The organism is Pyruvatibacter sp. (genome assembly GCF_040219635.1).
Taxonomy (GTDB): Bacteria; Pseudomonadota; Alphaproteobacteria; order CGMCC-115125; family CGMCC-115125; genus Pyruvatibacter.
The window spans coordinates 1-22,491 of the sequence record NZ_JAVJSC010000006.1 but is presented as its reverse complement, the minus strand read 5'-3'; the positions used below and the strand labels follow the sequence as shown (position 1 = coordinate 22,491).

Here is a 22,491-nt window from a genome sequence, read left to right as displayed (position 1 = left end):
GTGTCTCCTCCAAACAGATGGGGCCATCGTGCAGATGACCGATGCCGCCAGTGTAGCGAGTAGATAAATAAGCTCCAATCGTATTTACTTCTCTTTTCAATAAGAATATCTTATCTAATATGATTTCGACCAAGCAACTCATGTATTTTGATGCGGTGGCCCGGCTTAAGCATTTTGGCCGGGCGGCCGAGGAGCGGGCGATCACGCAGCCGGCTCTTTCCATGCAGATACAGGAACTGGAACGCGAACTGGGCGTGGTGCTGGTGGAGCGCGGACGCACCATCCGGCTGACGGACGCAGGCACCCAGGTTGCCGCCCGCACGGCGCACATTCTTGACCAGATCAACGGGCTGACGGAGTTCGCGGCGACCCGGCGTGCGCCTTTGACAGGCAAAATGCGGTTAGGGGTCATTCCGTCCATCGGCCCATACATTCTGCCGGCGGTTCTGGCGCAGGTGCAGGCACACTACCCGCAGCTTGAGTTGCGCATTCGCGAGACGCTGACGGATTATCTGCTGGCACAACTGGATGACGGCACACTGGACGTGGCGCTGCTCGCCCTGCCGGTGGATGCCCCCGGCCTGGACACCATTGAACTGTTCGGGGACCGGTTCTTATTGGCGACGCCCAAAGGCGGTTCAAAGCCCGGCCGCCGCAAAGCAACCTTGGATGACCTTGAGGCTGCGCCGCTGCTGCTGCTTGAGGAAGGTCACTGTCTGCGCGAACAGGCACTGAACTTCTGCTCCCTGCGCAGCATCGACAACGCGGACTCGTTTGGTGCGTCCAGCCTCTCCACGCTGGTGCAGATGGTGGCCGCTGGCATGGGACAGACCCTGCTGCCTGAAATGAGTGTGGCCGTTGAAGCCTCGCGCAACGACGTGCGTGTGCAGCCGTTTCAGGCGCCTGAACCTTCGCGGACAATCGGCCTGGCGTTTCGCAAGGCATCACCCCTCAAAGCTGACTTTGAGGCACTGGCAACGCTGATCAAGGATGTGCGGCGAAAAACACCCGCCTGAAGCCCGGCACCGCTGCAGGTCATTATGGCTTGTCTGACATGGGCCGCCACACTGCGCCTCACACGCTGGAGGGCGCGCCATGGGTCAGCAGGATACGGGCCATGTCCTTGGTTGCGGTGACATAGCGCTTGTGCGACCAGCCGCATTTTTGGGTCAGGGTTTCCCAGTTGTGCATCGAGAGCAGCGTCCAAAGAACATCCGTTGCCTGCCGCACCGAATAATCGGGCGTCAGGTTGCCGTCTTTTGCCAATGCCTTTACGGCCGCCTCGCAGCCTTCGCGGTGGGCGCGCATACGGTCGCTCCACGCGGCTGCGGCGGCTTCGTCGGTGGGCAACATGGCCAAAAGCGCTGCAGCGGTGCCGTGGATGACCGGCAGCCACCCGGCCCAGGCATCTATGTAGGCATCAAGGCGCACCAGCCCTGATGTGGCAGCACGGCTTGGTGCAAGGCGCGCGTCCATGCCCTCCACATCCTCGATATATTTGGCGGTTGCGATCAACAGATCAGCCCGGTTTGGGTAATGCAGATACAGCGCCTGTCGGCTGATGCCTGCTGCCCTGGCAACGTCAGCCATGCGGATTGACACATCCCCGCCTTCCAGCAGGGAAAGGGCGGCGGACAGAATCCTGGTTTTTGTTTCGGATGGATCACTTGACATAGTGTCAAGTACCGCCTACTTGTCAGCATGTCAACTTGACGCGGTGTCAAGCACGCCAACCTTACCACGAAAGGCCGTAGCCATGACTGCATCAGCAAAGAAGATTTTTGTCTGGGTCGCGCACCCCAAAGCCACATCTTTGTGCGGCGCCCTTGCGGACTCCTATGAAGCCGGGGCCATTGCCCAGGGCGCGCAGGTCCGCCGGATGAACCTGAGTGACATGAGCTTTGACCTCAACTTTGAGGGCTACAAAGATCCGTATGCGGATGGCAAGAAGTCCGACGCCAACGGTGCGCTGGAGCCTGACCTGATGCAGTGGCAGTCCAACATGCGCTGGGCAGATCACGTGATGATCGTGCACCCCTACTGGTGGGGCGCGATGCCGACCAAGGCCAAGGCCGTGCTCGACCGCGCGCTGACACCAGGCTTTGCGTTCAAATATCACCAGCGCGGCGTCAAATGGGACAAGCTGCTGGCGGGCAAGACGGCAGATGCCATCATCACCTCCGACACCCCGCCCCTTCTCGACACCCTGCTCTATCGCAGCCCCGGTCGCCGGGTCATCAAGAACCAGGTACTGGATTTCTGCGGCATCAAATCAAAGAACGTGGTGCAGTTCGGCTCAGTGAAACTCGCCAGCGATAAAAAGATCAGCCGCTGGATCGGCAAGGCGGAGCGGCTGGGCAAACTGGCGGCATAAATGGAAAACCCGGCTCGGTGATGCACCGGCCGGGTTCTTCATGGTTTTGTTTTTGAGAGCTAGGCCTAGTCCGCGAAGGCGTCTTCCCAGCTACCGCGCGTGGAGGCCTTGGAATATTCCGTGGCGCGGTTTTCGAAGAAGTTGGTGTGCTCAATGCCGTTGAGCATTTCGTCCATCCAGGGCAGCGGGTTTTTGTCGATGCCGTAGATGGGTTGCAGGCGGATCTGTCCCAGACGCCGGTCGGCGATGTAGCGGATGTAATCCTTCACGCCCTGCGCATCGAGGCCTTCGACGCCGCCCATTTCGAACGCCAGATCGATGAAGGCGTCTTCATGGTGGATGATGGTTTCACACGCCTTGTACACATCGCGCTGGGTCTGCTCGTCCCAGCACTCCGGGAACTCATCAACCCAGGTGCGGAACAGGCGCAGGATGGAGTTGCAGTGCAGGCTCTCATCGCGGGCTGACCACGTGACGATCTGGCCCATGCCTTTCATCTTGTTGAAGCGCGGGAAGTTCATCAGCACGGCGAACGATGCAAATAGCTGCACGCCTTCGGTGAAGCCGCCGAACACCGCCAGCGTCTTGGCGACGTCTGATTTTGTTTCCGTGCCCCACTCCTGCATGAAGTCGTATTTGTCCTTCATCTCGGCGTATTTGAGGAAGGCTTCGTATTCGACTTCCGGCATTCCCAGTGTATCGAGCAGGTGGGAATAGGCGGCCACATGGATGGTTTCCATGTTGGAGAACGCCGACAGCATCATCAAAACTTCCGTGGGCTTGAACACACCCATGTAGTTTTTCATGTAGCAGTTGTTCACTTCCACATCGGCCTGCACGAAGAAGCGGAAAATCTGCGTCAGCAGATTGCGCTCCTTGTCGTCCAGCTTGTGGTGCCAGTCCTTGACGTCTTCGGCCATCGGCACTTCTTCCGGCAGCCAGTGAATGCGCTGCTGGGTGAGCCAGGCTTCATAGGCCCACGGATAACGGAAGGGCTTGTAGGTGAGGCGTTCGTCGAGAAGGGTCATGTGTATCGTCTTTTCTGGACGCAAGTGTTTTGCCCGCCTACTGGCAGGCGAGGCACTCGTCGTAATCGTTGGTTTCAGCAGGGTTGATAGCCACGCCAGGCTGGGTGGCCGCCTTGGCGGCGCTTTCAGCGGCGGCTGCAAGCGGCAGGTCGTCGAGTTGGCGCAGGGGCAGCTTGGCCACGTCCGGGGTTGCCGTGACGAGGGGGGCTTCCTCTTTCTTTTCGGCGCGCTGGATCGACAGCGAGCGACAATAGTAGAGCGATTTCACGCCGCGCTTCCACGCCAGCATGTGGATCTGGTGCAGGTCGCGCTTGTGCACGTCTGCGGGCAGGAACACATTCACCGACTGTGACTGGTCGATATATTCCGAGCGGTCGCCCGCGTGCTCCACAACCCAGCGCTGGTCGAGTTCGAACGCTGTCTTGAACACGTCCTTTTCGTCCTGCGTCAGGCAATCAAGGTGCTGCACCGAGCCGCCATTGATGGTGATGGACGACCATGTGTCAGCATCGTCACGGCCTTTTTCAGCCAGCAGCTGCTTGAGATATTTGTTCCGCACACTGAATGACCCCGACAGGGTCTTGTGGGTGTAGGCGTTGGCGGCAAACGGCTCAATGCCCGCCGACGTGCCACCGCAGATGATGGAGATGGAGGCCGTGGGCGCAACCGCGGTCTTGTTGGAGAACCGCTCCATGATGCCGTAGTCAGCCGCATCCGGGCACGGCCCGCGCTCATGCGCCAGCTTGACGGAGGCTGCCGACACACCTTCATCAATGTGCTTGAAAATCTTCTTGTTCCAGACCTTCGCCATCACGCTTTCAAACGGGATCATCTTGGCCTGGAAGAACGAGTGCAGGCCCATGACGCCAAGGCCAACGGAGCGTTCGCGCTGGGCGGCATAGCGGGCGCGCGACATGGCGTCGGGCGCACGGTCGATGAAGTCCTGCAACACATTGTCGAGGAAGCGCATGATGTCTTCGAGGAACATCTCCTCGTTCACCCATTCGTCGTATTTTTCGGCGTTGACCGACGACAGACAGCACACAGCCGTGCGCTCCTCGCCCAGATGATCAATGCCGGTGGGCAGGGTGATTTCCGAGCACAGGTTGGACATCTTGACGTTGAGGCCGGCCAGCTTGTGATGCTCAGGAATTGCGTCATTCACGTGATCGCCAAAGATCATGTAGGGCTCGCCGGTTTCAATGCGGGCCATCAGCAGACGGATCCACAGATCGCGCGCGCCGATCGAGCGGATGACCGCACCGTCTTTCGGGCTCAGCAACGCCCATTCCTCGTCCTGCTCAACAGCGCGCATGAACTTGTCGGAAATGACAACGCCGTGGTGCAGGTTGGGCGTCTTGCGGTTGGGGTCACCGCCGGTGGGACGACGCAGCTCGATGAACTCTTCGATTTCCGGGTGGTTGATGTCGAGATACACAGCCGCCGACCCGCGACGCAAAGACCCCTGCGAAATGGCCAGCGTGAGCGAATCCATCACCCGAATGAACGGGATGATGCCGGATGTCTTGCCAACGCCGCCGACCGTCTCACCGATGGAGCGCAGATTGCCCCAGTAGGAGCCGATGCCGCCGCCCTTGGCCGCCAGCCACACATTTTCGTTCCACAGGCCGACAATGCCGTCGAGGCTGTCATTGGCTTCGTTCAAAAAGCACGAAATCGGTAGGCCGCGCTCGGTGCCGCCGTTGGAGAGCACCGGCGTTGCGGGCATGAACCACAGATTGGAAATGTAATCGTAAATGCGCTGGGCGTGGGCGTCGTCGTCGCCATAAAACGAGGCAACGCGCGCGAACAGGTCCTGAAACCCCTCACCGGGCATCAAATAGCGGTCGATCAGGGTTTCGCGGCCAAAATCCGTCAGCAGGGCATCGCGTGAACGATCCACCTCAACCCGGCCGCGCTTTTCAAACTGTACTGCCTGCGTCTGAAACATGACTTCTTCTGCTCCCCCTCAATGGTACCGCGAACGCGAGCGCTGTGCCCGCCCTATCCGTGGCCCCCGGCGAAAAAGCCGGGGAAAAAACGCGGGGCCCGCCCTAAGACTCAGGCAAACGCCACGCAAACCTCTCCCGCTTCGGGAAAACCGCCCCGAAAAACACGCCCGAACCTCTGTGAAACGGCCGTTCTGGCCGATCTGACAGACCGTACGTGGGAAAAACTGTCGTCCTCCCCTGCTGCAACTCCTTAAACCCGGAGTTAACCCCGGAGGCAGCGCCGCACGGCTTCAGTACGAGATATAGTATCCCCGCGGTCGAAACCGTCAAGCGATTGTGTCAGCACGTTAACGAAAAAAGACACCGACAAGCCCATTGACAGGCTGGCAAATCAGCGCTCCGCCGCATGGTTAACGGGAATTGGGGATAAAACTTTTTTTGGCGGCGCCGTCAATTCGTTAACAACATACCACATGACGCAGGCTCTTTGAGACCTCAGCACTACATATAGTGGGTGTGTGGCGAGGCCAAAACGCATTCTGACGATGCAAATCACCTGTCGAGACGCATGACGTGCGAGTCGGCGGCGGGTTATCCACAGGCCGCCACGGCACCGGGTCATCTGCCACAGCTTGCGGGTGAGACCGGACGCGAAAACCGTGCAAAACTGGGCACTGTTTCCTATATGTTTCCTATATTCCTCGCAGACACATGACACTTGGCAGCCGCATGTATGAGACACCGCCCCGGCGTGACAACTATCCGCCGATAGAGCCTTACGCGTCCGGTCGCCTCAAAGTCAGCGATCTGCACGAGATTTATTACGAGCAATCCGGCAATCCGCTCGGCACGCCTGCGCTGGTGCTGCATGGCGGACCCGGCGGTGGCTCAAACCCTACCATGCGCCGCAGCCATGACCCGGACCATTACCGCATTATTCTGTTTGATCAGCGCGGCTGCGGGCGCTCAACGCCGTACGCGGAGCTGCGCGACAACACCACCTGGGATCTGGTGGCGGACATTGAGCGGCTGCGGGAGCATCTGGGCATTGAGCGCTGGCAGGTGACGGGCGGCTCATGGGGTTCGGCGCTGGCGCTGGCCTATGCGCAAACGCACCCGGACCGGGTCACGCAAATGGTGCTGCGCGGCATTTTTACCCTGCGCAAGGTGGAGCTGGACTGGTTTTACGCGGGCCTTGCGGGCCAAAACGGCACCGGCGCGCTTTTTCCCGAAGCATTTGAAAAATATGTGGCGCCGATCCCGCCGGACGAGCGTCACGACATGATTTCAGCCTACTACGCGCGCCTCACCAGTGACGACGCAAGCGTGCGGCTTGAAGCAGCCCGGGCGTGGAGCACGTGGGAAGGCTCAACACTGTCGCTGCTGCCCGACCCCGAACGCGAGGCACGCTTTGGCGCGGACGACTTTGCCGAGGCGTTTGCCCGCATCGAGTGTCACTACTTCATAAATCACGGGTTCTTTGAGCGCGACGATCAGCTCATTGCCAACGCCCACAGACTGCACGGCATTCCCTGCGTCATGGTTCAGGGCCGTTACGACGTGGTAACGCCTGTTATGACAGCATGGGCGCTCAAACAGGCATGGCCGGATGCAGACCTCAAAATTGTCACCGATGCGGGTCATACGGCGACGGAGCCAGGCATCATCCATGAGTTCGTAACGGCGACAGACAGTTTCCGGTAAGGCACGGCCTTACAAACAAAACCGGTAAGGCACGGCCTTACAAACAACACCAGTAAGGCACGGCCTTACAAACAACACCAGTAAGGCACGGCCTTACAAACAACAGGTGAGTATCATGCGTCAGTTCTTCATAACGGTGGCCGGTGTTCTGACTGCGCTGATTATCGCCGTGTTCGTTGTTCCGGTCATCATCGTGGCCATGGTGGCCAGCAGCTTTGCCCCGGCCGAAGAACCATTGCCCGACCAGATGGTTGTCACCCTTGATCTGTCCACACCCATTGTGCAGCAGCGCACGCCGTTTTTTGCGTTTGCCGACACGCACACAACGCTGACCCTCGCAGACCTTCATGCCGGTCTGAAGCGTGCGGCGGCGGACGATGCGGTGGCAGCGCTTTATATCCGCGGCGGCGACGGGTTTGTGAATGCTGCGACCGCTGACGAAATCGTTGAAGCCCTTGCGCCGTTCAGGGCAGCGGGCAAACCCGTTTACGGATTTGCGCAGGACATTCTGGAAACCGGACTGGCTGACTATCAGGTTTTGGCGCAGGCCCAAACCATCTGGATGCAGCCCACCGGCAGCTTCATGCCGGCAGGGCTTTCAGGCCGTCTGCCTTATGCAAAACAGGCCCTGGACGAAATTGGCATCACGGCGGATGCCGTCGCATTTCGCGAATACAAAGGCGCGATGGATATTTTTACCGCCACGCAAATGAGCGCCCCCCAGCGCGAGGCCAACCAGCGGATGGTGGATATGATCTACGCAAACCTTGCCACCCGCATAGCTGAAGGCCGCGGCTTTGCCGCCGCTGATCTGGATGCAGCCCTTGAGGCAGCCCCCTTCGGTGCGCACCAGGCCCGCACGGCAGGTCTGGTGGATGACCTGGCCTATGAGCGGCAGGTGCTGGACGTGGTGATGGAAGGGCTCAGTGATGAGGCTGATTTTGTAGCCCTCGCAGACTACGCAGCCAGCCGCGCGACCGCCACCAGGGACGCAAATGCAGGCGTGATTGCCGTCATCTATGGCGAAGGCGCCATCATGCCCGGCGAGAGCACGCCGGTCAGCCCGTTTGGCGGCGAGGCGACTATCGGGTCGGACACCATGGCCAACGCCATTCTGGATGCGTCAGAGGACGAAGACGTAAAAGCCATCCTTGTACGGATCAATTCACCGGGCGGATCCGCCTCCGCGTCGGACCAGGTGTGGGACGCCATCCGCGCCGCGCAGGCCAAGGACATTCCGGTGATTGCCTCCATGGGGTCTGTCGCTGCATCAGGCGGATACTACATTCCCGCCGGGGCTGACCTTATCATTGCCAACCCCACCACCGTCACAGGATCAATCGGTGTGATCGGCGCCAAGTTCTCGCTTGGCGGATTGCTTGAGAAAATCGGCGTCAATGTGGATGCGGTCTCCAGCAATCCCAATGCTGACATCTGGGCATCGGACATACCGTTCTCGGACGAACAGCGGCAGCGGTTTTCCGCGTGGCTTGAAACCGCCTACGAGGATTTCAAGCAGCGCGTGGCGGAGGGCCGCGAGCTGTCACCCGCTGAAACCGAAAGTATTGCAAAGGGCCGTATCTGGGTCGGCATGGATGCGCGTGACAAAGGCCTTGTGGACCGGCTGGGCGGCTTTTCCACCTCCCTCGCCGCCGCCCGCGAGCTTGCCGGGCTGGAAGTGGATGCGCCTGTTGAACTGCGCGCGTTCCCCAAGCCAAAAACGTTTCAGGAAGAACTGTTCGGGCTGGCCCTCAATGCGGAAGCCGCCGTCAGGACGCTGACGCTGATGTCAGCGCTTGCAGATCACCCCGAAGTATCGGCCCTGGTACGCGAGATAACGGCACGCGACAGCGCACAGGTGCAGCACCGCGCCCGGGTACCTGTTGTTCAGTAGGCAGATCAGGCGCTCGCCCCAGAGCACCTAATCCCCGGAGCAGCTAATCCCCGGAGCACCTAATCCCCGGAGCACCTAATCAATGGCGCGGGCGATAAAATCATGCGCGGCTGAGGCTTCCATGGGCTGGCCAAACAGATAGCCCTGCCCGTAGGTGCAGCCAAGCGCCTGAAGCTGGGCGCGTGCGGCGTCATCCTCAATGCCTTCCGCCACAACGTCGAGTTCAAGCTCGCTGGCGAGTGAGAGCACCGACCGCACGATCGCGCCGTCTCCGCCTGCGGGCGTTGAAACGGCGGCATCCCCGATACGCTGCACAAAGCTCTTGTCGATTTTCACCACATCGAACGGAAACTGCTGCAAATAGCTGAGAGACGAATAGCCGGTGCCAAAATCATCCAGCGCCAGTTTGACGCCGGTGTCCCTGAGGGCTGACAAAATGCGCTCTGCGTGGTGCGGGTCGTCCATCACCAGACTTTCCGTTACCTCAAGGCGCAGCGATCCGGGAGCCAGAGCGCAGCGTTCCAGCACGGCGGCGACCTTGCCGGGAAGATCATCCAGCAACTGACGGCTGGAGACATTGACGCTTGAAAACAGCGGCGGTGTCTGCGGGAAGTCGCGCTGCCACACCGCCAGATCCTCTGCCGCACGGTCGAGCACAAAACTGCCAAGCGGAACAATCATGCCGGTGCGTTCGGCCAGCGGCACAAAGTCGTCCGGCGAAATAATGCCGCGCGTCGGGTGATGCCAGCGGATCAGTGCCTCAAACCCCGCCAGTCGGCCGGTGGCAAGCTCCATGATCGGCTGATACGCCAGATGTATCTCGCCGCGCTCAAGGGCGCGTCGCAGGCCCGACTCGGTTGCCAGTTCGTCCGCCGCGGGGCGCATGTCCGGGTGGTATTGCTGCACCGTGTCGCCCTGACGCTTGGCGAGCCTGAGCGCAATATCAGCCTCCCCCAACAGCGCCTCACCGCTTTCGTGGTGCGGCTCGCGCAAAGTGAAGCCGACGGAGACGGTTGGAAAAATCTCCCGGCCTGAAACCTCCAGCGGCTGGGCAATGGCCTCGCGCACAAGCTCGGCAATATCGGCGGGGCCGGTGTCATCGGACCAGCCTGCAATCAGCAGCGCAAATGTGTCGCCGTCGATGCGCGCCAGCGTGTCTTCAGGCGCGATCAGCGCACTCAGGCGCTGCGCAAGAGCTGCCAGCACCGTGTCGGCTGCGGCATGGCCCAGGCTCTCATTCACCGTCTTGAAGCGGTCAAGGTCGGCAAGCACCAGCGCAATGCGTTCGTGGGTGCCACGGGCGCGGCGGCAGGCGCGATTGAGCCGATCCGTGAACAACGGGCGGTTGGCAAGGCCTGTCAGCGGATCGTGCAGGGTCTCGCGCACCAGCCCCGCCTGCTCCTCGCGGCGCTGGGTAATGTCGCCAACAGTGCCGACGCAGCGCCGGGCGCTGCCATCGTCACCGGCAAAACACGTGGCCTTGAGTTCCAGCCAGCGGCTGCCCTGCGCGGGGTCTGCATGGGCAAGGCGCATATCAAGGCTGAAGGTTGCATTGCCCAGCGCGACATTCTCATCAAGCACCTGCGACACCATGCGGCGGTCGTCGCGGTCCACCCGCGCCATCCACGTTTCAAGGCGGCCGCACAGGGAGCCGGGGACAAGGCCCAGATGCGCCTCAAGCGAGGGGTCCACATACAACGTGCCGGACGCCACATCGAGATCCCACACCGCTTCACTGGCACCGGCAAGCGCCAGCGCGTTGCGCTGTTCGGCACGGATGGCGGTTTCGTCGGGCAGATGCTGTTCACGGGCAGGGGCAATGCCAGTGGCACCACGCCCCAGCGCCAGCGACCGGCGTGCTGCCGTTCGGGCCACGCTGACGGCAACCGGCCCGGCCAGGGCATAGGCCACAACCAGCACACCCAGAATGGCGAGCGCATGAAGGATCATGTCCACCGCCGGGCTGCGCGGCATGAAGCCCTGGGATGACAGCGCGGCCAGAAGGGCCGTGATCGCCAGCAGTGCCCACCCGGCGCGCAGTTCGCCCGCAGCAGGCGTTGGCACCTGCGCGTCATCATCACCACCGCGCCCTGCGGTCAACGCGGCAAGGCCACCAAGCGCCACGGCAAAGGCGACGAGGCGGGCGAAAGGCAGCCCGACAGACGGTGCCACCAGCACCAACAGGCCTGCGGCCAGCGCCACCCAACCGGCAAGCCGCGCCAGCCGCTCACGATCCGGCGACAGCGCGCGGATACGTTCAGCAGCCAGCACATGGGCGGCGGCGGCCGTGGCAAGCGCCAGCAACACCCCGCCAAGGCGGGCGTCCCACGCGGCAGACCAGCCAAACGCAGCTGCAAAAAATCCCTGCGCCGACAGCTCATAGGCAAGGGCGGCGCTGGTCAGCAAGGCCGCAAGGCGCAACGCCCCAGAGCCGGCCCCAGAGCCGACACCAGAGCCGGCAGACGTGCCCGCTCGCGTCAGGCTCGTGGCCTGCCCGGCCCATTGGGCGGCGAAAAACGCAAAGGCAATGGCCAGCGCGCCGATGACAAGGCCGGAAAAGGCGGCACGGCCTGCATCCGCCGCCGCCAGCGTATCCGCACGCCACATTTGAACGGGGGTCTCAGCCGCCGAGCCAAACGGAATGGCGAAGCTGGCGGTGGTATCGGGCGGCAGGGTGAGCAGGTAGCGCATTTCGCCGGCGCGCGCGCGCGCGGAGTTCACAATGGGCTGTGGCGCCAGGTCTTGTGATGCATCCGATGCCGCGCGCCATGCACCAAGCTGGCTCAGGCCGCTGCGTACGGGCGCAATGCCCGCGCCCCACACCGCCGACCTGTCAATCGACACAATGCGCTGCTGTGTTTCATCCGTATTGTTTTGCAGCGCGATGACTTTCCATACGCGGGCGAAAGGCACTTCGTCATCACTGAGAACCAGCGCCGTGCCGTCGGGCAGCAGTGCCTCACGGTCTGCCCGCAACGTGACGACAACGCTTGTCAGGTCCACCTGGGGTTGGGCGGGATCAACCACAACAACCGGCACAGCCTGCTTGTCGCCGTTGAGAACGTGAGCGGGGGCATCGGGTTCCGACTGTGCCGCAGCGTCTTTCGGATCAGCGTCTTCGGGATCAGCGATTTCGGTCTCATTGTCTGCGGGCGGCAACAGTTGCTCAGCCTGCGACACATCCTGCGGCACACCCTGCGGCACGGCCTGCGCAAATGCGGGCGCTATGAACCCGGCCACAAGCACCAGTGCCGCAAGCACCAGTGCGGCAGCTAATGCGAGCGCGCCACGCGCTGACGTGCCCTGCTCGCCCTGTCTGCTGGTGGTGGTGTTCGTGAAGATGAATGCACCCCCCTGGAATGCTGGCGGGCACGGACGAATCACCGCCAGCGCCAATGCGTGTGCAGGTTCCTTGGTAGCCGCCCGTTGCCGCTCATGACAAGGCGTCAAAACCTGCTCTATTTGCGAGGATCGGTCGAGAGCATGGCGAAAAGGAGGTGGTCGCGCCACGCCCCGTCAATCCGCAGATAATTGCGGGCAAAGCCTTCCTGAGTGAAACCGCACGACACCAGTAGCTGCCGCGAGGCATCATTGGTGGGCAGGCAGGCGGCCTCAAGACGGTGCAGCTTGAGATGATCGAACACGAACGGCACCAGCGCCTTCACCGCAGCGCTGGTAAACCCCTGCTGCTTGTGGTGCGCGCCCACCCAGTAGCCAAGCGAACAGGTCTGCGCCACGCCCCGGCGCACATTGGAGAGTGTGCAGCCACCCACCAGACTGCCGGTGCGGCTGGAAAACACGAAAAACGGATATGCCTGATCGTCGCGCACATCACGTGCATAGCGGCGCAGGCGTCGGCGATAGGCGGTCTTGGTGAGGTCATCCACAGGCCATGTCGGTTCCCAGGGCGTGAGGAAAGCACGGCTGCGGGTACGCAGTTCTGCCCATTCGGCATAGTCAGCAAGGCGCGGCAGGCGCAGCATCACGCCCTCGCCTTCAATCACATAGGCGTCGTCACTTGCCGAAAGGGTGCGCAGAAGGGCCATGGAGATGCGCCGCAAAAATTGAAAGTGAGCAATCAGGCCCAGGTAACAATCAGGACCGGGTAAAGTGTGCCGCGAGGCTATGGGCACTGGCAAGAGAGGCGTCGGGACCAACAACCGAGGCCGTGGGAACAGCGCTTTGTGTCAGCCGCGCCATGAAACGCCGCACATCAGATTCCTCCACCGCCTCAACACGGGCCACCAGGTCATCCGCCTCCAGAACCCGGCCGAACACCACCAGATGCCGGGCAATCTGCTCGGCGCGGGACGCACAGGATTCAAGGCTCATCAGCAGGCCCGCCTTGGCTTGCGCGCGCGCCGCGCTGATTTCGTCCGCCGACACGTTACCCGCCATGGCGGCGGCCTCACCATGAATGACATTGGCAAGCTCGTCGGCGTCATTGGCGTCGGCGCCGGCATATATGCCGAACAGGCCGGTATCGGCAAAGCCCCAGTTGAAGGCGTAGATCGAGTAGCACAGGCCGCGCTTTTCACGGGCTTCCTGAAAAAGCCGCGAGGACATGCCACCGCCCAGAACCGTTGCAGCTATTTCAGCGGTGAAAAAATCCGCCGTGCCGGTGGCAGCGCTTTCAAAGCCCAAAACCAGATGCGTCTGGTCAATATCGCGGGCGCGCGCGGTCATGCCGCCTGCATAGGTTGCGGTGTCAAACGGGCTGGGCGGTGTGGTGTCTGTTGTTGCGAAAGCGCGTTGGGCAAGGGCAACAAAGGCCGCGTGATCCACCGCGCCCGCCGCGCTCAAAATCATCGCGCCCGGTCTGTAGTGGTCTGTGAGGTAGTCACGAATGCTATCCGGTGTCATGGCGCGCACGCTGTCGCGGGTGCCAAGGATCGGGCGACCAAGAGGCTGATCGGGAAAGGCTGCTTCCGACATCATCTCGAACACCAGATCATCAGGTGTATCTTCCGCCTCGCCGATTTCAGACAGCACTACGCCCTGCTCGCGGGTGAGTTCGTCGTGCTCAAGACGCGAGTTTTCGATGATGTCGGCAATCAGGTTCACGGCAAGCGGCACATCACCGGCCAGAATGCGCGCCGCATAAACGGTGTTTTCATGGCTGGTGGCCGCGTTGAGCGAGCCGCCGACATCTTCAATGGCACCGACTATGTCGGCAGCCGAGCGCGTGGTCGTGCCTTTGAATGCCATATGCTCCAGCATGTGCGCGATGCCGTGCTGTGCCAGTGTTTCATGGCGCGACCCGGCATTGACCGTGAGCGCAACAGCGGCCGTTTTGAGATGCGGCATCGGGTCTGTGACAACGGTCAGACCATTTGCAAGGCGGGAAACCTCTACGGTCATGCGCGGGTGGCCTTGTCTTCGACAAAGCGCTCAACTACCGCCAGATCATTTGCCAGATCGCTCATGTGCTCTTCGCGGTCGAACAGGTCTGACAAATGGTGCGGCAAGGCCGGGTGCTGGCCGGTGGCAGCTTCAACAGCCGCAGGAAACTTGGCGGGGTGCGCGGTTGCCAGCGTGACCATGGGAACGGCTGGGTCGCGTGTTTCACGGGCCGCAGCAACACCAACCGCCGTATGCGGATCAATCAACATGCCAAGCTGCGCCTGCGCCTGCTTCATTGTGGCGTGCATGGCCTCGTTGCTGACGCGGGCAGACGCAAAGTCAGCGCGCATTGCGTCCAGCGCTGCGGGGGCAACATCAAAGCTGCCGGACTGCTTGAGCGATGCCATGGCCGCGCGCACGCTGGCGGCATCGCGGCCATAGGCATCAAACAGCAGGCGCTCAAAATTACTCGACACCTGAATGTCCATCGAAGGCGCATCGGTGGCGGTGACGCCTTCCACCGTGTAGCTGCCGGTAGTGAGCGTGCGGTGCAAAATATCGTTGATGTTTGTGGCAATCACCAGCTTGTCGATCGGCAGGCCCATCTGCTTGGCGACATAGCCTGCAAAAATATCACCGAAATTGCCGGTGGGGACGCTGAACGAAACCGCGCGGTGCGGCGCGCCAAGGCTGGTGGCGGCGGTGACGAAATAAACCACCTGCGCCAGAATGCGCGACCAGTTGATGGAGTTGACGGCGGCAAGGCTGACCCGGTCGCGGAACTCCAGATCGTTGAACATGGCTTTGACCAGCGCCTGGCAATCATCAAAGTTGCCGTCAATCGCGACGTTGTGGACGTTGGGGGCGTTGACTGTCGTCATCTGGCGGCGCTGCACGTCCGAGACGCGGCCTTTGGGGTGCAGCACAACAATGGTAACCGCATCAAGCCCTGCAAAGGCCTCAATGGCGGCACCGCCGGTATCGCCGGAGGTTGCGGCAACAATCGTTACCTTGCGGCCGCGCTGTTTGAGCACATGGGAAAAGAGCTGGCCGAGCAGCTGCATCGCCAGATCCTTGAACGCCAGCGTTGGCCCGTGAAACAGCTCGAGCAGAAACTCGTTGCTGTCGAGCTGGGTGAGCGGCGCTACGGCGGGGTGCGTGAAGGTGCTGTAAGCAGCTTCAACCATGCGCCTGATGTCATTCTCTGCCAGCGACGGTGCAAACGGCTGGACAATGCGCGTAGCGACGTCCGTGTACGGACGCCCCGCAAGGTCTGCGAACGCGTCAGCACTCAGCGTTGGCCATGCTTCAGGCACATAGAGGCCACCGTCACGGGCAAGGCCCGACAGCAGAACATCCTCAAACTCAAGGACGGGCGCGTCGCCTCTGGTCGATACGTAACGCATTGGTTTGGTTCACGTGTGGTTGGGCTGGTTGGGAAGCGGCGCACCATAGGCCGCATGGGTTTGGCGGGGCAAGTGGGCGTCAAACGGGAGGCAGGTTGATGAAGTCGTCGGTCAGCCGCGCAAACCCAAACGACCCCTGGAAATGTGGAAGGCCAGCCAAATGATGATGAGGGTCGCGGCAAGGCCATACCAGGTCATGGCGTAGCCCAGATGCGGGTTATTGAGGACGACGCGGGTCTGGCCGCCAACCGGAAGCCCGCCGGGGTTCGGCGTGGCGTCCGCGTCCAGCATCATCGGGAACACCGGGGCAATTTCGGCGACGTCTGCCAGCTGCCGGATCGGGCGGTGATACCAGATGTTTTGCGTCAGGTCGGGATCAGGCGTGAAGCTGTTGGCCTCGTCCGGTGTCACCAGAATACCGCGCAGAGTTGTATCACCCTCGATCTGGCCTTGCGGACGGGTATCGGCATTTTTGCGGTTGATCGGGACGAAGCCGCGATCAACCAGCACGAAGCCGCCGGACGCAAGCTCGAAAGGCGTGACCACGTGGTAGCCGGGCTGGCTGTCCAGCGACTGCATGTAGATGTGGGCTTCGCTGTCGTGAACGAAGCGGCCGGTTACGGTGGCGGGGGTGTAGCGCAGGGCTTCAATGTCGAGCGTCGCCCAGACATCAGGTGCGGGCAAGGATATGGCATCTGACGCCAGCCCGGCTTCCACCTGCGCGATCAGGTTTTCTTTCCAGGCGAGGCGCTGCATCTGCCAGTTGCCCAGAAACACCAAAATGATGAGGGCCGGCACCGTGAGCAGCGTCGGCACGAGCATCGGGCGGAAAATCATTTGGCGTCGTCCCCGCTGCTGTGGCGACCTTCGTGGGCGCGGTTATGAAACTGAAGCGCGATCAGCGTTGCCTTGAACGGGCGCAGCAGGCTTAACGGCACACCAAGCGCCAGCGGCAAAAACACGGCGGCATGTAGCCAGTAGGATGGCTGGTAGGTGACCTCGACAATGAGCGCCAGGCCGACAACCAGAAAGCCTGCGATGAGAATGATGAACACGGCGGGACCATCGCCAGGGTCAACTTTTGAAAAGTCGAGACGGCACGTCGGGCAGCTCTGAGCCACGGTCAAAAACCCGCTGAACAGTTTGCCGGTGCCGCAACGCGGACAGCGCCCCCACAGCCCCGCCATAATGGGCGAGACCGCAGAGGCGCTGTTGATGTCGCGTTCGAACTCGGTCAGTGGGCTGCCGGTGTGCCTGCGCCCCATACATAGATGGCGGCAAACAGGAACAGCCACACCACATCCACAAAGTGCCAGTACCAGGCCGCCGCTTCAAAGCCGAAATGGTGCTTGGCGGTGAAGTGGCCCGCATAGGCGCGGCCAAGGCACACGGCGAGGAAGATGGTGCCGATAATCACATGGAAGCCGTGGAAGCCGGTGGCCATGTAGAAGGTGGCGCCATAGATGTTGCCGGAGAAGCCAAAGGCTGCGTGGCTGTATTCATAGGCCTGCAACGCCGAGAACAGCACGCCGAGCACAACCGTGCAGATCAGGCCCCATTTGAGGCCCTGACGATCGCCGGTCTGCAACGCATGGTGTGCCCAGGTGACGGTGGTACCGGATGTCAGCAACACCAGCGTGTTCATCAACGGCAGGTGGAACGGATCAAATGTTTCGATGCCAACCGGAGGCCAGACGCCGCCCGTCGCTTCAAAGCGCTGATACTGCGCAACCTCGCCGGCAAACAGGCCGACATCAAAATAGGCCCAGAACCACGCAACGAAGAACATCACTTCGGAGGCAATGAACAGCACCATGCCGTAGCGGTGATGAAGCTGCACAACGGGGGTGTGATGACCCTGATGCTCGGCTTCCTTGATGACATCGCGCCACCACCCCACAAACGTGTAGAGCACCATGGCAAGGCCAATGAAGAACACCCACGGGCCTGAAAGGCCAAACGTGCCTTCCTGCATGGCGACAACGCCGCCGAACATCATGATGAACACGCCGATTGAGCCGACAAACGGCCACGGGCTGGGATCAACCAGATGATAGTCGTGATTCTTGGCGTGTGCGTCGGCCATGATGGTGTCCCCGGTGTCGGTTAGTTTGAGAGTGTAACGGGCGTAGCTGGAATAGGCGTGGTCGGATTTGCTTTTTCAAAGAACGTGTATGACAGGGTGATGGTTGAGACATCATCCATGTTCGGATCATCAGCAATCGCCGGGTCCACGAAGAACGAGACCGGCATGTCGATGCTTTCGCCGGGCATTAAAACCTGCTCGGTAAAGCAGAAGCATTCAACCTTGGCAAAATAGACACCCGCTTTTTGCGGCGTCACATTGTAGGTGGCGGTGCCGACAACAGGTTTGTCGGACAGATTTTCAGCCGTGTAAAATGCCAGACCATCAGCGCCGATATTGATGTCGGTGGAAACCTGCTGCGGGCGGAAGCCCCAGGGCAGGTCGCGCGAGGTGTTGGCGTCAAAGCGCACGGTCACCATGCGGTCGAGCACCACATCTGAAAACTCAGATGATGCCTGCGTGGTGCCGCCGTAGCCGGTGACGCGGCAGAACAGATCGTAAAGCGGCACCGCTGCATAGGCCATGCCGACCATGCCGCCAACGATGATGGCGCAGGCAAGCACAATTTGTTTTTCGCGCTTGGCGAGACCGGAAGAGGCTGTTGTCGCGGTCATTTTGAACTCTTTCCTCGCTAGTACGTGCGGTCGGCGACGTTGCCGCCCAGACGCACCAGTGTCATGGCAAAGAACAAGGCAACCAAGGCTACGAGCGAAACGGCGACGGCAATGTTGCGGCGGCGCAGGCGGGCCTGCTGCTCCGGGGTGAGCTTGACTGCTTCAACATCAAAATCGCTGTTTGTCTTGGGATCAGGTGTCATTGTTCGCGTGCCCCTACATCCATGGCGCAAACGGGGCGAGACCCGCCATGCGCTCGATCAAAAGGGCCGCGAAAAGCGCGAACAGATAGAAGATGGAAAAGCCGAACAGCCGCAGCGCCATCGTTTTGGCCACATCGCCCTCGCGGTGGCGGAAAACCTGAGCTGCGCAAAACAGGAAGCCCGCGCCAAGACCGATGGAGGCCGTGGCATAGAGGATGCCGCCAAAACCAAGCGCCAGCGGTGCCATGCCGAGCGGCACGAGCGCCAGCGAATACAACAAAATCTGCGTGCGCGTGGCGTCGGGACCAGAGACCACCGGCAACATGGGCACGCCTGCGCGGGCATAATCGTCGTTGCGTACAAGTGCCAGCGCCCAGAAATGCGGCGGCGTCCACATGAAGATGATGGCAACCAGCACCAGCGGTTCAACGGCCAGGCTGCCGGTGACGGAGGCCCAGCCGATCGCAGGCGGCAACGCGCCTGCAAGTCCGCCGATAACAATGTTCTGCGAGGTCGCCCGCTTGAGCCACATTGTATAGACGACGACATAAAACACGATGGTGAAGGCCAGCAGCGCTGCGGGCAGGTAGCCCACGAGCGCCGCCATAACGAACACGGACGCGGCCGACAACAGGCCACCGAAGGCTGCCGCAGAATTTGCGGAGACAACGCCCTTGGGTATCGGCCGCTTGGCCGTGCGATCCATCACGGCGTCAATGTCGGCATCCCACCACATGTTGAGAGCACCTGACGCGCCTGCGCCAATGGCGATGCACAACAGTGCCGTGAATGCTGTCAACCAATGCAAATCACCGGGCGCAATCACCATGCCCACAAGGCCGGTGAACACCACAAGCGACATCACGCGCGGTTTCAGCAGCGCGAAATAATCTGTGATGTCGGCTTCAAGATATGTGCCGGGCGCAGAAACGGAGGCCCCGCTGGGGCCTCCGTTCTTTGGCACGCCTGTCGGCGTATATGTGATGTCGCTCATATCAGCGGGTCATCCGATCAATAGGCCAGCGCTACTTGACGCGCGGCAGTGTTGAGAACTGGTGGAACGGCGGTGGTGAGGACAATGTCCACTCCAGTGTTGTGGCACCCTCGCCCCAGTAGTTGTCGCCGACTTTGCGCTTCTTCATGAAGGCTTCTGCAACGCCCCACAGGAAGATGAGAACGGCAAAAGCAGACATGTAGGAGCCCATGGACGACACGTAGTTCCAGCCGGCATAGGCATCCGGGTAGTCCGCATAGCGGCGCGGCATACCGGCAAGACCCAGGAAGTGCTGCGGGAAGAACAGCAGGTTCACGCCGATGAACGTCACCCAGAAGTGCAGCTTGCCGATGAACTCGGAGTACTGATAGCCGAACATCTTGCCGAACCAGTAGTACCAGCCTGCAAAGATGGCGAACACGGCACCCAGCGACAGCACGTAATGGAAGTGCGCCACCACATAGTATGTGTCGTGCAGAGAGCGATCGACGCCCGCATTGGCCAGCACTACGCCCGTGACACCGCCAACGGTGAACAGGAAGATGAAGCCGATGGCCCACAGCATGGGTGTTTTGAACTCGATGGAGCCACCCCACATGGTGGCAATCCACGAGAAGATTTTGACGCCCGTGGGCACCGCAATCACCATGGTGGCAAACACGAAGTAGGCCTGCGTATCAACGTCCAGACCCACCGTGTACATGTGGTGTGCCCACACAATGAAGCCCACCGCGCCAATGGCGACCATGGCGTAGGCCATGCCGAGATAGCCGAACACCGGCTTTTTGGAGAAGGTGGAAATGATGTGCGAGATCATGCCAAAGCCCGGCAGGATGAGGATGTACACCTCCGGGTGACCGAAGAACCAGAACAGATGCTGGAACAGGATCGGGTCACCGCCGCCGGCAGGATCAAAGAACGTTGTGCCGAAGTTACGGTCGGTCAGCAGCATGGTGATGGCGCCGGCCAGAACAGGCAGCGACAGCAGCAGCAGGAACGCTGTGACCAGCACCGACCACACGAACAGCGGCATCTTGTGCAGGGTCATGCCCGGTGCCCGCATGTTGAAAATGGTGGTAATGAAGTTGACGGCACCCAAGATCGACGAGGCGCCGGCGAGATGGAGCGCGAAGATCACCAAATCGACCGATGCACTGGGATGGCCCGTGGTCGACAACGGCGCATAAACCGTCCACCCGGTGCCTGGCCCCTCGCCCACGAACAGCGACGCGACGATCAAGATACCGGCCGGGATCAACAGCCAGAACGAAATGTTGTTGAGCCGTGGGAATGCCATGTCCGGCGCGCCGATCATCAACGGCACGAACCAGTTGCCGAACCCGCCGATAAAGGCAGGCATGATCATGAAGAACACCATGATCAACCCATGCGCCGAAACCACCGCGTTGAAGAACTGATAGTCGGTGCCAAAAATTTGCATCCCCGGCGCGGCCAGTTCCATCCGCATCAGCAGCGACAGGATGCCCCCGACGACGCCAAAGAAAATGGCGTAGATCAAGTACATCGTGCCGATGTCTTTATGGTTGGTCGAATAGGCCCAACGGCGCCAGCCTCGCGGCGTGTGGTCATCGTGGGCAGCGGCGGATCCGTAACTCATAACTCGACCTCTTCGTGCGTGTTGTCGCGGGGTGCGCGGACGATGTTAGTTGGTGTTTGCTTTGCCGCTCGCGGCGATTTCTTCGTAGTACGTCGCGATCTGGCGGGCTTTCTCCGCCCGGGCCGCGACCGCATCGGTCGGCGCGCCGGGCTTGCCGTCGTAGGCGAACTTCTCCTTGGCGTCCTCGACCCAGCGGGCATAATCCTCTTTGCTAACTACCCGGACCGTGATCGGCATGAAGCCGTGGCCGCTCCCGCAGAGCTCCGAACACTGGCCGTAATAAACGCCTTCTTGTTCGATCCGCACCCAGGTTTCGTTGATGCGGCCGGGAACGGCATCGAGCTTAAGCCCGAGGTTGGGCATCGCGAAGGCGTGAATCACGTCGGTCGCCGTCGTCAGTATCCGGATGTTGGTATCGACCGGCAGGACCACGTCGTTGTCGGTGGACAACAGACGAACTTGTCCTTCTTGAATGTCCTCATCGGGAACCATGACTGCATCGAAGGTCAGGTTGTCGTGATCGGGATATTCGTAACTCCAGAACCATTGATTGCCGATCGCCTTGACCGTCAGTTCGGCCTCGGCCGTGCGGTCGACGAAATAGAGCAGCCGGAACGACGGCACCGCGACGACCACCAGAATGACGATCGGGACGACCGTCCACAGCACCTCAAGCACCGTGTTGTGCGTATTCTGGCTGGGGTTCGGGTTTCGCGACGCCCGGAACCGGATCATGATGTAGGCCATCAACGCCATCACGATGATCGTGATGGCCGTAATGATCACCAGCAGGAAATTGTGGAAGCTGTTGATCCGGTCCATCGTCGGCGAGGCCGCTTCGCGCAGACCCATTTCCCATGGATGAGAAGAACCGACAAAACCTTGCGCGTCGGCATATCCCGCCAGCGCCGTGACCGAGGCGAACACTGCGATCGCCATCAAAAAGATGCGTGAATTCCACATGCCGATAGACCCGTTTCCTGGTCGTTCCCAAAAAGGCGCGCCCGCACGCCCTGCGGCGCCGACTCGCACGCGAAAGTATTACTAATCCCACGGTCCCGGCGCCAGCACCGCCGGGAGGGACCAATCGCCGCAGCCTTGGCGTGGGCACCGCGCTTCACCGCCCCGTCCGGCGCGGCACTGCCTATTGCATTGAAATATATGGATTTTGTCTAAAAACGCCGGGGCAATCCGGCGGTGCAGCCCCCCCCGGTGCTGCTTCCGCGTCATTATGTCGCGGGGATTGGCCCCGGCGGTTCGCACCCGGCCTCGGGA

Annotated in this window: 19 protein-coding genes; 4 read left to right on the top strand and 15 right to left on the bottom strand. The window is 61.1% G+C overall.

All coding sequences use genetic code 11. The features are described 5' to 3' along the window. Nucleotides 1-119 precede the first annotated feature (119 nt). On the top strand, nt 120-1,016 hold the full coding sequence (locus RIB87_RS11205; protein ID WP_350146623.1) for a hydrogen peroxide-inducible genes activator: 897 nt from the start codon (nt 120-122) through the stop codon (nt 1,014-1,016). A 58-nt stretch (nt 1,017-1,074) separates the two neighbouring features. Here the strand turns inward: RIB87_RS11205 and RIB87_RS11200 are convergent, their stop codons facing one another. Continuing rightward, a complete protein-coding gene (locus RIB87_RS11200; protein WP_350146621.1) occupies nt 1,075-1,674 on the bottom strand; it encodes a TetR/AcrR family transcriptional regulator in 600 nt (199 codons plus the stop codon). A gap of 82 nt (nt 1,675-1,756) precedes the next feature. On the opposite strand from RIB87_RS11200, the gene RIB87_RS11195 reads away from it, so the two are divergent. After that, nucleotides 1,757-2,374, top strand: a complete 618-nt coding sequence (locus RIB87_RS11195) for an NAD(P)H-dependent oxidoreductase (RefSeq protein ID WP_350146619.1) — start codon at nt 1,757-1,759, stop codon at nt 2,372-2,374. A 65-nt stretch (nt 2,375-2,439) separates the two neighbouring features. On the opposite strand, the gene RIB87_RS11190 is transcribed toward RIB87_RS11195, so the two are convergent. After that, nucleotides 2,440-3,402 (bottom strand): ribonucleotide-diphosphate reductase subunit beta, encoded by a 963-nt coding sequence (locus RIB87_RS11190; RefSeq protein WP_350146617.1) that lies wholly within the window; start codon nt 3,400-3,402, stop codon nt 2,440-2,442. Nucleotides 3,403-3,439: 37 nt separating this feature from the next. Beyond that, nucleotides 3,440-5,353 (bottom strand): ribonucleoside-diphosphate reductase subunit alpha, encoded by a 1,914-nt coding sequence (locus tag RIB87_RS11185; protein WP_350146615.1) that lies wholly within the window; start codon nt 5,351-5,353, stop codon nt 3,440-3,442. A gap of 712 nt (nt 5,354-6,065) precedes the next feature. Between RIB87_RS11185 and pip the strand changes: the two genes are divergently transcribed. Next, nucleotides 6,066-7,058 carry a prolyl aminopeptidase gene (gene pip, locus RIB87_RS11180; RefSeq protein WP_350146613.1) on the top strand — a complete coding sequence of 331 codons (993 nt, stop codon included), beginning with the start codon at nt 6,066-6,068 and terminating at the stop codon, nt 7,056-7,058. Nucleotides 7,059-7,173: 115 nt separating this feature from the next. Then, nucleotides 7,174-8,952, top strand: coding sequence for a signal peptide peptidase SppA (sppA, locus tag RIB87_RS11175; protein ID WP_350146611.1), 1,779 nt, complete (start codon nt 7,174-7,176; stop codon nt 8,950-8,952). A gap of 75 nt (nt 8,953-9,027) precedes the next feature. Here sppA and RIB87_RS11170 read toward each other — a convergent pair whose 3' ends face one another. The 12 genes from RIB87_RS11170 to coxB all read right to left on the bottom strand — a co-directional run bounded on the left by RIB87_RS11170 (nt 9,028) and on the right by coxB (nt 22,179). Beyond that, entirely contained in the window at nt 9,028-12,348 is a 3,321-nt protein-coding gene (locus RIB87_RS11170) for a putative bifunctional diguanylate cyclase/phosphodiesterase (protein ID WP_350146609.1), read from the bottom strand. 62 nt (nt 12,349-12,410) lie between these two features. Then, nucleotides 12,411-12,998 carry a GNAT family N-acetyltransferase gene (locus RIB87_RS11165; RefSeq protein ID WP_350146607.1) on the bottom strand — a complete coding sequence of 196 codons (588 nt, stop codon included), beginning with the start codon at nt 12,996-12,998 and terminating at the stop codon, nt 12,411-12,413. A 49-nt stretch (nt 12,999-13,047) separates the two neighbouring features. Beyond that, the gene (locus RIB87_RS11160) at nt 13,048-14,313 is read right to left on the bottom strand and encodes a M16 family metallopeptidase (protein ID WP_350146605.1); all 1,266 of its coding nucleotides are present in this window, start codon (nt 14,311-14,313) and stop codon (nt 13,048-13,050) included. Further along, nucleotides 14,310-15,701 carry a threonine synthase gene (gene thrC, locus RIB87_RS11155; RefSeq protein ID WP_350146603.1) on the bottom strand — a complete coding sequence of 464 codons (1,392 nt, stop codon included), beginning with the start codon at nt 15,699-15,701 and terminating at the stop codon, nt 14,310-14,312. The genes RIB87_RS11160 and thrC overlap by 4 nt, the downstream gene beginning before the upstream one ends. Nucleotides 15,702-15,812: 111 nt before the next feature. Continuing rightward, nucleotides 15,813-16,538 (bottom strand): SURF1 family protein, encoded by a 726-nt coding sequence (locus RIB87_RS11150; RefSeq protein ID WP_350146601.1) that lies wholly within the window; start codon nt 16,536-16,538, stop codon nt 15,813-15,815. Then, nucleotides 16,535-16,888, bottom strand: a complete 354-nt coding sequence (locus RIB87_RS11145) for a DUF983 domain-containing protein (RefSeq protein ID WP_350146779.1) — start codon at nt 16,886-16,888, stop codon at nt 16,535-16,537. Before RIB87_RS11145 ends, RIB87_RS11150 begins: the two co-directional genes overlap by 4 nt. A gap of 47 nt (nt 16,889-16,935) precedes the next feature. Then, nucleotides 16,936-17,787, bottom strand: a complete 852-nt coding sequence (locus tag RIB87_RS11140; RefSeq protein WP_350146599.1) for a cytochrome c oxidase subunit 3 — start codon at nt 17,785-17,787, stop codon at nt 16,936-16,938. 20 nt (nt 17,788-17,807) lie between these two features. Beyond that, a complete protein-coding gene (locus tag RIB87_RS11135; RefSeq protein ID WP_350146597.1) occupies nt 17,808-18,401 on the bottom strand; it encodes a cytochrome c oxidase assembly protein in 594 nt (197 codons plus the stop codon). A gap of 17 nt (nt 18,402-18,418) precedes the next feature. Further along, on the bottom strand, nt 18,419-18,604 hold the full coding sequence (locus RIB87_RS11130; protein WP_350146595.1) for a cytochrome c oxidase system small membrane protein: 186 nt from the start codon (nt 18,602-18,604) through the stop codon (nt 18,419-18,421). A 13-nt stretch (nt 18,605-18,617) separates the two neighbouring features. Next, nucleotides 18,618-19,598 carry a heme o synthase gene (locus RIB87_RS11125; RefSeq protein ID WP_350146593.1) on the bottom strand — a complete coding sequence of 327 codons (981 nt, stop codon included), beginning with the start codon at nt 19,596-19,598 and terminating at the stop codon, nt 18,618-18,620. 31 nt (nt 19,599-19,629) lie between these two features. Further along, the gene (ctaD, locus tag RIB87_RS11120) at nt 19,630-21,216 is read right to left on the bottom strand and encodes a cytochrome c oxidase subunit I (protein ID WP_350146591.1); all 1,587 of its coding nucleotides are present in this window, start codon (nt 21,214-21,216) and stop codon (nt 19,630-19,632) included. Between the two features lie 45 nt (nt 21,217-21,261). Beyond that, entirely contained in the window at nt 21,262-22,179 is a 918-nt protein-coding gene (gene coxB, locus RIB87_RS11115; RefSeq protein WP_350146589.1) for a cytochrome c oxidase subunit II, read from the bottom strand. Between the last annotated feature and the right edge of the window lie 312 nt (nt 22,180-22,491).

Coding starts and splice junctions, on each gene's coding strand:
- RIB87_RS11190 (WP_350146617.1), bottom strand. CDS start 3,402: ATGACCCTTCTCGACGAACGCCTCACCTACAAGCCCTTCCGTTATCCG.
- sppA (WP_350146611.1), top strand. CDS start 7,174: ATGCGTCAGTTCTTCATAACGGTGGCCGGTGTTCTGACTGCGCTGATT.
- pip (WP_350146613.1), top strand. CDS start 6,066: ATGACACTTGGCAGCCGCATGTATGAGACACCGCCCCGGCGTGACAAC.
- RIB87_RS11195 (WP_350146619.1), top strand. CDS start 1,757: ATGACTGCATCAGCAAAGAAGATTTTTGTCTGGGTCGCGCACCCCAAA.
- RIB87_RS11145 (WP_350146779.1), bottom strand. CDS start 16,888: ATGGCGGGGCTGTGGGGGCGCTGTCCGCGTTGCGGCACCGGCAAACTG.
- RIB87_RS11185 (WP_350146615.1), bottom strand. CDS start 5,353: ATGTTTCAGACGCAGGCAGTACAGTTTGAAAAGCGCGGCCGGGTTGAG.
- RIB87_RS11205 (WP_350146623.1), top strand. CDS start 120: ATGATTTCGACCAAGCAACTCATGTATTTTGATGCGGTGGCCCGGCTT.
- ctaD (WP_350146591.1), bottom strand. CDS start 21,216: ATGAGTTACGGATCCGCCGCTGCCCACGATGACCACACGCCGCGAGGC.
- thrC (WP_350146603.1), bottom strand. CDS start 15,701: ATGCGTTACGTATCGACCAGAGGCGACGCGCCCGTCCTTGAGTTTGAG.
- RIB87_RS11135 (WP_350146597.1), bottom strand. CDS start 18,401: ATGACCGCGACAACAGCCTCTTCCGGTCTCGCCAAGCGCGAAAAACAA.
- coxB (WP_350146589.1), bottom strand. CDS start 22,179: ATGTGGAATTCACGCATCTTTTTGATGGCGATCGCAGTGTTCGCCTCG.
- RIB87_RS11150 (WP_350146601.1), bottom strand. CDS start 16,538: ATGATTTTCCGCCCGATGCTCGTGCCGACGCTGCTCACGGTGCCGGCC.
- RIB87_RS11165 (WP_350146607.1), bottom strand. CDS start 12,998: ATGGCCCTTCTGCGCACCCTTTCGGCAAGTGACGACGCCTATGTGATT.
- RIB87_RS11200 (WP_350146621.1), bottom strand. CDS start 1,674: ATGTCAAGTGATCCATCCGAAACAAAAACCAGGATTCTGTCCGCCGCC.
- RIB87_RS11130 (WP_350146595.1), bottom strand. CDS start 18,604: ATGACACCTGATCCCAAGACAAACAGCGATTTTGATGTTGAAGCAGTC.
- RIB87_RS11125 (WP_350146593.1), bottom strand. CDS start 19,598: ATGAGCGACATCACATATACGCCGACAGGCGTGCCAAAGAACGGAGGC.
- RIB87_RS11160 (WP_350146605.1), bottom strand. CDS start 14,313: ATGACCGTAGAGGTTTCCCGCCTTGCAAATGGTCTGACCGTTGTCACA.
- RIB87_RS11140 (WP_350146599.1), bottom strand. CDS start 17,787: ATGGCCGACGCACACGCCAAGAATCACGACTATCATCTGGTTGATCCC.